This window comes from Sandarakinorhabdus glacialis (assembly GCF_014643455.1).
Lineage (GTDB): Bacteria > Pseudomonadota > Alphaproteobacteria > Sphingomonadales > Sphingomonadaceae > Sandarakinorhabdus > Sandarakinorhabdus glacialis.
In genome coordinates, this window is sequence record NZ_BMJM01000006.1 from 232,997 (window position 1) to 244,128 (window position 11,132).

An 11,132-nucleotide genomic window follows, 5' to 3' on the forward strand; every position below is an offset into this window, starting at 1 on the left:
CGCGCACACGCCGGGTGCGGGGGTTATGCAAGGCCATGGAGTTCATGCGCGCCCTTCGCGTCGATGCCTTCCGCGGCGACGCGGGGGGCGATGCTCATCGCGGCAACGCGCAAGGCGACGATCGCCGCGTGGGATGGAGCGATCCCGCGCTGCCGGGGGGCTCCGACAGTACGCCTGTAACGGTGCTTCACATCATCACCGGGCTCAACACCGGCGGCGCCGAGACGATGCTCGCCAAGCTGGTCGGCCACCCGGCGGCGCGGCGCCGCGGCTTGCGGCAGGAGGTGCTGTCACTGCTGGTCCCCGGCACCGTCTCCGAGCGTATCCGCGCGGCGGGCATACCCATTCACACGCTCGGCATGAAGCGCGCCTTGCCCGGCATCGGGTCGCTGGCGCGGCTGGCGGCCATCGTTCGCCGCGTCCAGCCGGCGATCCTGCAGGGCTGGATGCACCACGGCAACCTTGCGGCGTCGGTCGCTGCCAGGCTGCAGCCGGGGCGGCCGGCGGTGCTGTGGAATGTCCGGCACTCGCTCGCCGACATCGACGTCGAGCCGCGCGGCGTTCGCGCCATCCTGCGCCTGCAGGCGCGTACTTCGCACCGTCCGCGGGCGATCATCTACAACAGCCGGGTCGCAGCGGCGCAATATGCCGCGATCGGCTTCGACGCCGGGCGGCAGGCCATTATCCCCAACGGCTTCGACTGCACTGCCTTTGCGCCCGATCCCGCCGCGCGAGGACGGCTTCGCACGATCTTCGGTATCGGCAGCGGCGCAGTCGTCGTCGGCATGGTGGCCCGCAACCACCCGATGAAATCGGTCGACAACCTGATCGCCGCCACCGCGCTGGCGCGCAAGGCGGGGCACGACCTCCACCTGCTGCTCGTCGGCAACGGCATGGATAGCGCCACGCTCATGGCATCGCCGGCGACGGCGGCGGCACTGGCGCAACTGCCGGCCGATCGCATGACCCTGTCGGGCGAACGCGCCGATGTGGCGCACTGGTTGCCCGGCCTCGATGTCGTCGCGTTGCCGTCGTCCTGGGGCGAGGCCTTTCCCAACATTATAGGCGAAGCAATGGCGTGCGGGGTACCTTGCGTCACCACCGATGTCGGCGATGCCGGCTGGGTCGTCGGGCGAACCGGGCTAGTGGTGCCGCCGGGGGACATCGCCGCGCTCGCCCACGCACTCGGCCAGCTCGCCCGGCTGGGCGCCAGCGGCCGCCGCATGCTCGGCCTTGCGGCACGCACCCGCGCCATCGCCGAATTCTCGCTCGAAAGCATCGCCGAGCGCTACGCCGGGCTTTATGCCGGCGAGGCTGCGCAAGCCTACCATCGCGCCACCGGCCGCCGATGATGCCGGACAATCAGCCCCGCCGCGTCCTCGTCGTCGCCAGCCTCGCCTGGTCGCTGGTCAATTTCCGCGGTCGCCTGCTTGCCGACATGGTTGCTGCCGGCCACCATGTCACTGCGGCCGCCCCGGATGTCGATCCCGAGATCTCGCGCGTTCTTAAGGGCATGGGCGTCGACTATGTCCAGGTGCCGATGCAGCGCGCCTCGCAAAGTGTCGTCGCCGACCTTGGTACGCTGGCCGCGCTTGTCCGCCTGATCGGCGCGGTCCGGCCCGATGTCATCCTCGCCTATACGCAAAAGCCCATCGTCTATTCGGGCATCGCGGCGCGGCTGACCGGGCACGCGCGCTTTTATGCCATGGTCAGCGGCCTCGGCCATGCCTTTACCGACGATGGTGCCGGCAGCGGTCGATTGCTGCGCCGCGTGCTGGCTCGATTGTACCGCGCGGCCCTGGCCAGGGCGCAGGCCGTCATCGTCTTCAACAGCGACGACGGCGCCGAAATGGCGCGCCACGGCATGTTGCCGCCGGGTCTGCCGGTCGTGCAGGTCCCCGGCTCCGGCATCGATATCGGCCGTTTCGCGCAGGCGCCGCTGCCGCCGGGGCCGCCGATTTTCCTGCTCGTCGCGCGCCTGCTGGTGAACAAGGGCCTGCGCGAATATGTGGCGGCGGCGCGGGTGCTGCGCGCCGAATATCCAGGTTTGCGATTCCAGGTCCTCGGCCCGCCCGATGCCAATCCGGCCGGGCTGCCGGCTGCCGACCTCGACGCCTGGCGCGCCGAGGGCGTCATCGAATATCTCGGCGAAACCCGTGACGTGGTGCCGTACCTGGCGGCCGCGACGGTGTTCGTCCTGCCGACCTGGTACCGCGAGGGCCTGCCGCGGACGATCCTCGAGGCGATGGCGATCGGCCGGGCCGTCATCACCACCGATGCGCCGGGCTGCCGCGATGCCGTCAGCGATGGCGACAACGGCTATCTTGTGCCTGTCCGGGATGCCGCCGCACTGGCAGAGGCGATGCGGCGCTTCGCCCGGGACCCAGAATTGGCGGCGCGGATGGGCGCGCGTGGCCGAGATCGCGCCGAAAACCGTTATGACGTTGCACTGGTCAACCGCCAGCTGATGGCGACGATGGACCTCGACCGAAGCACGCCCATCGAGGCGCAGCAGCCGCGCGACCGGGCGCTGGCATGATCCGGCGCGTCCTCGATACCGCGGCCGTGCTGGTGTTGCTGCCGCTTGCCGTGCCGCTGGCGCTGGTTACGGCGGGCATCGTTGCGCTTGGCCTGGGACGGCCGATCCTGTTCCGCCAGCACCGCGCCGGGCGACGCGGCTCGGTTTTCCTGTTGTGGAAATTCCGCACCATGACGCCGCCGCGCTCACCGGACAGGGCGCTTGCCGATGATGCCGTCCGAACCCCCGCGGCCGGGCGCTGGCTGCGGCGCCTGCGCCTCGACGAGCTGCCGCAGCTTTTCAACGTGCTGAAGGGCGACATGGCGCTGATCGGGCCGCGGCCGCTGCTGCCCTCCACCGTTGCGGGGATGGGGTTTGCCGGGACGACCCGGGCCCTTGTCCGCCCGGGGCTGACCGGCTGGTCGCAGGTCAACGGCAATACCCTGCTCAGCGATGCCGAAAAACTGAAGCTCGACCTCTGGTATGTGCGGAACCGCTCGCCAATGGTTGATATCGAGATTATCGTCCGGACCCTGGGCGTCGTGGCGCTGGGCGAACGCCGCGGGTCGTTGGTGACGGAGGGTGGCCATGCGGGCAATCGTCGTAGGCGCGGTTGAATCGACGCGTGTCGCGCTGGCGGCACTGGCGCGGGCACCTGGCTGGCAGGTGGCGGCGGTCATCACCCTGCCGCCCGAGCTGGCGTCGCGCCACAGCGATTTCGTCGACCTGGCACCGACCGCCGCCAGCGCCGGGGCGGAGCTGATCCATGCCGCGGACAGCAACGCGCCCGGCATTACCGCGCGGGTCGCCGCACTGGCACCCGACCTCGCCTTCGTCATCGGCTGGTCGCAGATCTGCCGCGCCGAATTTATCGCGGCGGCGGGCGGCGCCATCATCGGCTATCACCCGGCGCCGTTGCCCCGGCTGCGTGGCCGCGCCGTCATTCCCTGGACCATCCTGCAGGGCGAGGCGATCACCGCCGGCACCTTGTTCCGTGTCGACGAGGGACTCGATTCGGGCCCGATCATCGGCCAGCGTTTTTTTCATGTCGCGAGCGACGAAACCGCAACGACACTCTATGCCGGGCACATGAAGGCGCTCGCAGGGCTGATGGACGATGCGCTGCCGGGCCTTGCGGCAGGCAGCCTGCCGGGCACCCCGCAGGACGAGCGCCATGCAACCTGGGCGGCGCGGCGCGGGCCACGGGACGGCCGTATCGACTGGCATCAGCCTGCCGCGGTGGTCGATCGGCTGGTCCGGGCCGTGACGCGCCCGTATCCCGGCGCCGCCACCGCCACGACGCAGGGACCGTTGACGGTGTGGACCACGCGCTACTGGCCCGATGGCAGCCGCCATGTCGCCGCTGCCGGCCAGGTCATCGAGCGCGGCGACGACGGCTTTGCGGTGATGTGCGGCGATGGCCGGGCGTTGTTCGTCAGCGGCTGGCAGGGCAATCGCCCGCGCCGGCACGAAATCCTGGGGGCGCAGGCGTGATCGACCGTATCGCCCGGGCGCTGGTGCTGGCGCCGCATCCCGACGACGAGGTGCTCGGCGTCGGCGGGGTCATGGCGCGGCTGGCGAACCTTGGTGCGCGCGTCGAGGTCGCCATCGTCACCGAAGGCAAGCCGCCGCAATATTCCGCCGAACAGGTTGCCGCGGTGCGCGCCGAGGCTGGCGCCGCACACGCCCGGCTCGGCATCGCTCACACGCATTATCTCGGGTTGCCGGCCGCCGGGCTCGATCGCCTGCCGCACGCCGAGCTCAACCGCGCCATCGGCGATCTTGTCGTCGCGGTACGGCCCGATACGTTGTTCGTGCCCTTTCCCGGCGACATTCACCGCGATCACCAGCTGGTCTTCGAAGCCGCGATGGTCGCCGCGCGCCCGGCCGGACCGGTCTATCCATTGCGTATCCTTGCCTATGAAACGCTGTCGGAAACCAACTGGAACGCGCCGTTCCTGACCCCGGCGTTCACGCCCAATGTCTTTATCGATATCGCCGACACGCTCGAAACCAAGCTCGCCGCGTTCGCCGCCTTTGCCTCGCAGGTCCGCGCTTTTCCGGCCGAACGCTCGGTGGAAGCTTTGTCGGCGCTGGCCCGGCTGCGCGGCGCCACCGTCCACCGCGCCGCCGCCGAAGCCTTTGTGCTCGTCAGGGAGGTCGGCTGATGCACGCCGCGCGCAGCGAGTTGCGGATGCTGGTGACGTCGGCCGGGCGCCGCGTCGAACTCATCGAATGCTTTCGCGATGCCGCCGACAGCATCGGCGTCGCGCTCGTCGTCATCGCCTGCGACCAGTATCCGGAGCTCAGCGCCGCCTGCCACCGCGCCGACATGGCGTTCGCGGTGCCGCCCGTGACGTCGTACGAATATGTGCCGGCCATCGCCGCGGCGGTGCGGACGCACGGCATCGGGCTGGTGGTGCCGACGATCGACCCGGAATTGCTGCCGTTGGCCCGCTCTGCGGCGCTGTTTGCCGACGAAGGGGCGCAGCTGGCACTCAGCGGGGCGTCGCTCGTCGCGATGTGCACCGACAAGCTGGCGACGGCCAACTTCCTTGCCCGTCATCGCCTGCCGTCGCCGCGCACCCTGCCGGTCGAGGAAGCACTGGCAAAGCCGCTCGACTGGCCAGGGCCGTTGTTCGTCAAGCCGCGCTACGGCAGCGCCAGCCGTGGTGTCCGCGCCGTCGATTCGCTCGCCAGCCTCGACGGGGAGACATTTCCGGAGCCGATGCTGGCACAGGCGCTGCTGGCCGGCAGCGAATATACGATCAACATGTTTTTCGACCGCGAGGGCAGCCTGTGCTCGGCGATCGCCCATGAACGCCTGCGCGTGCGCGGCGGCGAAGTCGAAAAGGGCATCACCCGCCGCAATCCGCGCCTGCTCCGCCTGGCGCGTGATCTCGCGGCGGTGCTGCCCGAACCGCGCGGGGCGTTGTGCTTTCAGGCCATGGTCGCCCCCGACGGCACGGCGTCGATCTTCGAGATCAACGCGCGCTTCGGCGGTGGCTATCCGCTCGCCCACCGCGCCGGCGCCAATTTTGCCCGCTGGCTGATCGAGGAATCGCTGGCCCGCCCGGTCACGGCGACCGACGACTGGCAGGCGGATGTGATGATGCTGCGTTATGATTCGACCGTGTTCGTGGCGCCATGAACAGGGTCATCGTCTTCGATCTCGACGACACGCTCTATCTGGAGCGCGACTATGTGCTGAGCGGGTTCGTGGCAGTCGGCGACTGGCTGCTGGCCGAACATGGCAAGACCGGCTTTGCCGCCGCGGCGTGGCGGCGGTTCAAGGCAGGCCAGCGCGGCACCATCTTCGACGCCAGCCTCGCCGAGCTCGGTGTTTCGCCGTGGCCGGGCCTCGTTGCCGGACTGGTCGATGTCTATCGCCGTCATGTCCCGTATATCGCCTTGCAGCGCGACGCCGCCGCCTGGTTGTCGGCACCGCCGCGCGGAACAGCGCTGGCGCTGCTCACCGATGGACCCGTCGCCAGCCAGTCGCGCAAGATCGCCGCGCTGGGCCTCGACAGGGCAGGGCTGTCGCCGCTCGTTCTCAGCGACGAATGGGGCAGCGAATATCGCAAGCCGCATGATCGCGGCTTTCGCCATATTCAGGACGCTTGCGGCGTGGCGGGACGCGACTGTGTCTATGTCGGCGACAATGCCGCCAAGGATTTCGTCGCACCGCGGCGGCTTGGCTGGCGCACCGTGCAGATCGTCCGCCCCGGCGCGATCCACGCCGGCCCACCGGCGACCGCCGATCACGCCGCCGATGCGGTCATTGCCTCGTTCGCCGAACTCACCGGCGTCCTGCAGTTCGATTTCGCCTGACATGCATATCGCGATCCTGCTTTCCAGTCTTGGCGCCGGCGGCGCGGAACGGGTCCTGGCACTGTTGACCGGGCACTGGACCGCGAATGGCCACCGCGTCACCGTCATCGCCTTCGACAGCGAATCGGACCCGGTGTTCCACGATTTCGGCGCCGGCGTGTCGCAACTGCGGCTCGGGCTGCCACCGGGCGGGTCGAGCCCGATCGGGCTGCTGGCAAGGCGAACCATGCGGCTGCGCCGGATCCTGCGCACCGAACGACCCGATATCGTTGTCAGTTTCCTGTTCAAGATCAATGTCACGACGCTGATCGCGGCGATGGGCCTTGGCATTCCCGTCATCGTTTCGGAGCGCAATAACCCCGATCGCCAACAGGCGCATCCGATCTGGCCATTGCTGCGCTCGCTGTTTTACCCGAGCGCTGCAGCCCTGGTCCTGCAGACCGAAGCCAGCCGCAAAGCCTTGTCGCGAAGCCAGGCCGCCGCCGGCGTCGTCATCGCCAACCCGATCACCTGCTGGCCGCGCCGGCCGGAACCCGAAGGCCGCAAGACATTGGTGGCTGTCGGCCGCCTCGATGCCCAGAAGGGCTTCGACCTCCTGTTGCAGGCCTTTGCCGTCGTCGCCGCACTTCATCCCGCATGGGATCTCGTGATCTGGGGGGAGGGGCCGCGCCGCGCCGATCTCGAGGCCCAGGTCGCAGCGCTCGGGATTGGCGACCGGGCCAGTTTGCCTGGACTGTCCGACAAGCCCGGCGACTGGATCGCATCGGCGTCGGCGTTCGTGTTGTCATCGCGGTTCGAAGGCTTTGGCAATGCCATGGCGGAAGCAATGGCGGCAGGATTGCCGGTGGTGGCTTTCGATTGCGACTATGGCGTCGCGGTGCTTGCGGACAGGGATGTCGACTGCCTGGTGGTGGCGCCCGAAGATGTGTCGGCGATGGCCGCGGCGATCGACCGGTTGCTGGGCGACCCCGCCTTGCGCCACCGGCTGGGCACGGCGGCGTCAATAAGCGCCCGGCGTTTTGCAGCGCCGGCGATCTTTGCACAGTGGGACGCATTGCTGGATAACAGCGTGACGGGAAAACCCGCACAATCGCCGGCGATCGCCGATGGTCCCGTCGCCGTGACTTGAGGCCTACAGGGGCAATCATGTGCACATCGGTACGCATCTCCCGAACACGCTCCCACCGCACTGCGAATCGGTCCGTACCGACCCAAAGGTGGCGAACTTGAAACCCGCGATGCGCCCGGATGAGCCTTTTCCAAGCCGTTGTGATGCCATGTATGCCCCTTTCGGATAGGCAAATTGAGGCTCTCTACCACTTGCTAGTCATTCTGGGGCCACTTCTCAGGGTTGCTAATTGCAACCAAAATGTTAAGTTCCGTACATAGAAGATATAGCAACGCAGCAGAGCAAGCCAGCCAAAGAGCCGGGGGGTCGCAGGTCGTTTGAGCCGATCAAGTCGGGAATGCACTTTTCCGAATTGTGAAGCGGCGCTCAACTTATGGGGGAGTATATCTTGATGTCTATGGTGATCGATACCGACGTCGTAATTGTCGGACGTAACGAGATCGTTCGTGAAGGGCTGTCTCGAATATTGGCATCCGAAGGTTTTACCGTTATGGCCGCGGTTCCCGAATACACATCGGAGATAGCCGGCCGCGATGGCACCATGCCGCAACTTATCATCGTCGACGCCCAGACTTGCGACGAGGGTATCGAGGACTGCGGATTACTAAGGCTCGCCTTCCCGAATTCGCGACTGGTCATGATGGCCGATGGCTATGACATGGAATCGATCTCCCGCGCCTTTGCTGCCGGCGTCGACGGCTATCTCGCCAAGGCAATTTCCTGCGCGCCGATGGTCGGCGCCCTGAAATTGATCATGATGGGCGAGAAGATCGTTCCTTCCCAGGTGGTTCTGGCGATGACCGACATTCGCGCCAACACCGGCAAGATCGATTTCTACGCGGCCCGGATGACCGCCGATCTGACCGATCGTGAACTGGAAATCCTCGGACATCTCGTTCACGGCGAGGCGAACAAACTTATCGCCCGGCGCCTGTCTGTCAGCGAAGCCACTGTAAAGGCACACGTAAAGGCGATCCTGCGCAAGCTGCAATTATCCAACCGGACCCAGGCCGCAATCTGGGCTGTCAACGAACGGCTCATTGCCGCTTGAACCGCGCCTGACCCGCCTCGATCGCCATCCGATGCCTTGCGCCTCGGATGGCCGCGGGACAGTTCCAACCTTTGGGATCTCATCCGTGTGCGCCGTCGGCCCCGGTGTGCCGTGCTGTTAACATATGGAAAAGGGCTCCAGATCTTCGACAGGTAATCGGCATGGCTTCTTCCGGCACATCATTCTTCGGTAGTCGCGCGGCGACAGGTTTCGACGCCCACCCGGCAGCGAGCCAGTCCCATACGACCCGTCCTGCGGCGCACGTCGGCGCCGGTGACGTCTGGAACATCCTGGTCCGGCGCCGCCTCGTCGTTCTCCTGACGCTGGCGACCGTTGTCGCGGGGGTGATGCTGTTCCTGCTCCGCGCAACGCCGCTCTATACCGCCACCACCACCTTGCAGGTTACCTCGCAAGGTATCGAGGAAGTCGCGACGGGTGAACTGCGCCCGGGCAGCCCACTCGACGAACTCCGGATCTCGACACACATGAACCTGCTCACCGCGGCACCGCTAGGGGTCATGGTCGTCAAGGACATGCAGCTCGACATCGATCCGGAATTCGCACCCGTCATTGAAAAGCCATGGTATTCGCGGTATTTCGGTACGACCCGGCGCGCGCCCGTGCTCGACGCGGAAGATGCCGAAGCTCAGCACATGGGCGGGGTCGTCGAGCGTCTGTTCGACCGGGTGAAAATCGACCGCATCGGCCAGTCGCACCTTATCGAAGTCGCTGTCACCACGGTCGATCCTGAAAAGTCGGCGCGCATAGCCAACAGTATTGCCGGCAGCCACCTCAAGCGGTTGCAGAAGGAAGCCCGGTCGGAAACCGCTCGCCGCATAGCCGAAACCGAGCTGCGCGCCGACGAATTGCGCCAGCAGGCGGTCGATGGCGAACGCGCCGCTGTGGCCTATAGCCGGTCACGCGGCGTCGCTGCCAGGGGACCTGCGGACACCGCCAACACGGGTCAGATCGATCGGCTTTCGGCGCAGCTGGCCGAGGCCCGCGCCGCCCGCGTCGGGGCCGAAATCCGCATTGCCTCGGCGGGCGCCAGCACCGGCACGGCGACATCGCCGCTGCTCAACGACTTGCGCTCGCAGATGGCGACGCTCGACAAGCGCATTGCCGAGTTGCAGTCGCAGTTCGGTGCCGGCCACCCCGACATGATCGCGGCGACGGCACAACGCAGCGACGTCGCCGGCCGCCTCGCCATCGAAACGGCGCGCGTCCAGGGCGACGCCCGCGCCGACGTGGCGGCGAACCGCGCCCGCGAAGGCCAGATCGCCAGCGACCTGGGCTCGGTCCGCGCCGAAGCCGTGCGGGCCGGCGACGCCAGCGTCAGCGTCGACGATCTACGGCGCAGCGCCGAAGCCAATCGCGCCTTGTACCTGACCCAGCTGGCGCAATTGCAGGAACTGCGCAGCCGCGAACGGGTGATCCGCCCGGACGTGACGATCGTCGGCAAGGCGATTGCCGGTGCCGATCCCAGCGAGCCGCGTACCGGCCGCATCATCGGCGTCGCCGCCGTCGCCGGTTCGATGCTGGCGCTGCTGTTCGCCTTTGCCGCAGAGATGCTCGACAACCGCTTGCGTACCGCCGACCAGGTGGCCGAGCATATCGGGCTCGATACGCTGGCCATGATGCCCGAGCTCGGCCGGAAGGATATGCGGATCCCGATTACCCAGCTCTTCACCCGCCAGCCCAACTCGATCTTTGTCGAGGCATCGCGCGCACTCTATATGGACATCGTCGAGCGATTGCCAATGCGTGGCGGCTGCATCGTCATTACATCGCCATTGCCGAGCGATGGCAAGACACTGATCGCCGCCAGCCTGGCTGCTGCCGCGGCAACGCTCGGCCGCCGGGCGGTGCTCGTCGATTTCGACCTGCGGCGCCCGACAGTGCTCGAAACGCTTTCGATGTCGGCCGGCAGCGGCGACCTGGTCGATTGCCTGATGTCCGAGCGCAAGTTTCATCGCAGCGAACTCGATGCCATCATCCAGGCCAATGACGACCTGCCACGCTTGTCGGTCGTCGGAGTTACCCGCGTGATCGACGATCCATCGGCAGCGTTGTCGTCGCCGCGCGTCGGCGAGATCATTGGGGCGCTGCGCGAACGCTTCGACCTGGTCATTCTGAACGCACCGCCAATCCTCGCCGTCCGTGACGCCAAGGGATTAAGCGTACTCGCCAACCAGACCTTGCTCGTCATCCGCTGGGGTCACACCACGCCGGAGATCGCCAAGGCAGCGCGACGTTTGTTGGGGGGCATCGTGCCGCTGGCGGTGATCAGCCGGGTGGATTTTCGCAGGCACTCCGCAGCACGCTATGGCGACCAGCTCCAGCACTTCTCCGACTTTTCATCCTACTTCGGTGTGCCGGCGACCCAGCGCCAAAGTTAGGCATTGGGGGACAGGGCAGGGTGGTCCGGGTGGCGGCGGTCGTGATTCGCCCCCTTTGCGGGCTGATTGTGGGCCGCAATCGGCAACGGGTGCGCCCTCTCCTCCTTCAATTCCCACTATTTCCATGTCCTTTTCCCTCTTGGCTTTCAAAAATCTGTCATGTTGGGTTGAAAGGGGGTTGCGCGTGGGGTCGGGTGGTCATAG

10 protein-coding genes are annotated in these 11,132 nt (G+C 67.1%); all 10 read left to right on the plus strand.

Translation table 11 applies throughout. From position 1 onward, the window contains the following. Nucleotides 1-44 precede the first annotated feature (44 nt). Entirely contained in the window at nucleotides 45-1,352 is a 1,308-nt protein-coding gene (locus IEW98_RS10575; protein WP_188762907.1) for a glycosyltransferase, read from the plus strand. After that, nucleotides 1,349-2,539, plus strand: a complete 1,191-nt coding sequence (locus tag IEW98_RS10580) for a glycosyltransferase family 4 protein (RefSeq protein ID WP_243450693.1) — start codon at nucleotides 1,349-1,351, stop codon at nucleotides 2,537-2,539. Before IEW98_RS10575 ends, IEW98_RS10580 begins: the two co-directional genes overlap by 4 nt. Further along, on the plus strand, nucleotides 2,536-3,135 hold the full coding sequence (locus tag IEW98_RS10585; RefSeq protein ID WP_188762908.1) for a sugar transferase: 600 nt from the start codon (nucleotides 2,536-2,538) through the stop codon (nucleotides 3,133-3,135). Before IEW98_RS10580 ends, IEW98_RS10585 begins: the two co-directional genes overlap by 4 nt. Continuing rightward, the gene (locus IEW98_RS10590) at nucleotides 3,107-4,012 is read left to right on the plus strand and encodes a methionyl-tRNA formyltransferase (RefSeq protein WP_188762909.1); all 906 of its coding nucleotides are present in this window, start codon (nucleotides 3,107-3,109) and stop codon (nucleotides 4,010-4,012) included. The genes IEW98_RS10585 and IEW98_RS10590 overlap by 29 nt, the downstream gene beginning before the upstream one ends. Beyond that, nucleotides 4,009-4,686: a PIG-L deacetylase family protein gene (locus IEW98_RS10595; RefSeq protein ID WP_188762910.1), complete on the plus strand. Its 678-nt coding sequence runs from the start codon at nucleotides 4,009-4,011 to the stop codon at nucleotides 4,684-4,686. The genes IEW98_RS10590 and IEW98_RS10595 overlap by 4 nt, the downstream gene beginning before the upstream one ends. Further along, nucleotides 4,686-5,669 (plus strand): ATP-grasp domain-containing protein, encoded by a 984-nt coding sequence (locus tag IEW98_RS10600; RefSeq protein WP_188762911.1) that lies wholly within the window; start codon nucleotides 4,686-4,688, stop codon nucleotides 5,667-5,669. The genes IEW98_RS10595 and IEW98_RS10600 overlap by 1 nt, the downstream gene beginning before the upstream one ends. Continuing rightward, nucleotides 5,666-6,349, plus strand: a complete 684-nt coding sequence (locus IEW98_RS10605) for an HAD family hydrolase (protein ID WP_188762912.1) — start codon at nucleotides 5,666-5,668, stop codon at nucleotides 6,347-6,349. The genes IEW98_RS10600 and IEW98_RS10605 overlap by 4 nt, the downstream gene beginning before the upstream one ends. Before the next feature lies 1 nt (nucleotide 6,350). Next, a complete protein-coding gene (locus IEW98_RS10610) occupies nucleotides 6,351-7,478 on the plus strand; it encodes a glycosyltransferase family 4 protein (protein ID WP_188762913.1) in 1,128 nt (375 codons plus the stop codon). A gap of 397 nt (nucleotides 7,479-7,875) precedes the next feature. Then, nucleotides 7,876-8,529, plus strand: a complete 654-nt coding sequence (locus IEW98_RS10615; protein WP_188762914.1) for a LuxR C-terminal-related transcriptional regulator — start codon at nucleotides 7,876-7,878, stop codon at nucleotides 8,527-8,529. 161 nt (nucleotides 8,530-8,690) lie between these two features. Further along, complete coding sequence (locus tag IEW98_RS10620) at nucleotides 8,691-10,928, plus strand: GumC family protein (protein WP_188762915.1); 2,238 nt, start codon at nucleotides 8,691-8,693, stop codon at nucleotides 10,926-10,928. The last annotated feature ends 204 nt before the right edge of the window (nucleotides 10,929-11,132 follow it).

Coding starts and splice junctions, on each gene's coding strand:
- IEW98_RS10575 (WP_188762907.1), top strand. CDS start 45: ATGCGCGCCCTTCGCGTCGATGCCTTCCGCGGCGACGCGGGGGGCGAT.
- IEW98_RS10580 (WP_243450693.1), top strand. CDS start 1,349: ATGATGCCGGACAATCAGCCCCGCCGCGTCCTCGTCGTCGCCAGCCTC.
- IEW98_RS10585 (WP_188762908.1), top strand. CDS start 2,536: ATGATCCGGCGCGTCCTCGATACCGCGGCCGTGCTGGTGTTGCTGCCG.
- IEW98_RS10590 (WP_188762909.1), top strand. CDS start 3,107: ATGCGGGCAATCGTCGTAGGCGCGGTTGAATCGACGCGTGTCGCGCTG.
- IEW98_RS10600 (WP_188762911.1), top strand. CDS start 4,686: ATGCACGCCGCGCGCAGCGAGTTGCGGATGCTGGTGACGTCGGCCGGG.
- IEW98_RS10605 (WP_188762912.1), top strand. CDS start 5,666: ATGAACAGGGTCATCGTCTTCGATCTCGACGACACGCTCTATCTGGAG.
- IEW98_RS10610 (WP_188762913.1), top strand. CDS start 6,351: ATGCATATCGCGATCCTGCTTTCCAGTCTTGGCGCCGGCGGCGCGGAA.
- IEW98_RS10615 (WP_188762914.1), top strand. CDS start 7,876: ATGGTGATCGATACCGACGTCGTAATTGTCGGACGTAACGAGATCGTT.
- IEW98_RS10620 (WP_188762915.1), top strand. CDS start 8,691: ATGGCTTCTTCCGGCACATCATTCTTCGGTAGTCGCGCGGCGACAGGT.